General features: G+C 48.0%; 2 protein-coding genes. Both read right to left on the reverse strand.

The genetic code is table 11. From position 1 onward, the window contains the following. A partial coding sequence (locus tag MD536_RS20960; protein WP_239603752.1) for a hypothetical protein occupies positions 1 to 268 on the reverse strand: 268 nt, incomplete at its 3' end. 31 nt (positions 269 to 299) lie between these two features. Then, positions 300 to 529 (reverse strand): RHS repeat domain-containing protein (locus tag MD536_RS20965; protein ID WP_239603753.1); only part of this gene is annotated, 230 nt, incomplete at its 5' end.

Genomic DNA, 529 nt, shown 5'->3' on the forward strand with positions numbered 1-529 from the left:
TGCCAAACAAGGCCCTAGCCTGTGCACTATCCTTTTTATACAATGCCTTGTATAGTTTTTGCTCCTGTTTCTTGATCCGTGCCAGGTATTTTTTACTTTGCTGCTGCAGGCGCTTTTCTGTTTTGGCGGCCTCTTGACCGATCTTACCCAGTAATTTATCCGGTAGCGCAATCACCTGTTCGCTGCGCTCCTGCCAAGAAGGCCGTTGGGCAGTTGCCAGGGTGCAGCTCAGCAGCCAACAAACAATTGTAAAGAGCAGAAAACGCATATCGTAGGAATAAACAGGTTGATGAATAAGCTTAATTGCCGGTATTGTAGTACTCGTAGGAAAACTGTTTGAGGATATTACCCTCATTGTCCCGCAATCGGATCAACCTGCCCAGCGCGTCGTACTCATAAAAGGTCAATCGCCCATCTACATCCGAACTGGAGGTAATACCACGCCCCTTGTCGTAGGTATACGTCTTCATCTCAGCTCCCACTGGGAACAACCGAAGATCGTCGAGATAAATTGGATCAAGCGTGCCAG

Origin of the sequence: Flavihumibacter cheonanensis, from assembly GCF_022352215.1 — a bacterium.
Taxonomy (GTDB): Bacteria; Bacteroidota; Bacteroidia; order Chitinophagales; family Chitinophagaceae; genus Flavihumibacter; species Flavihumibacter cheonanensis.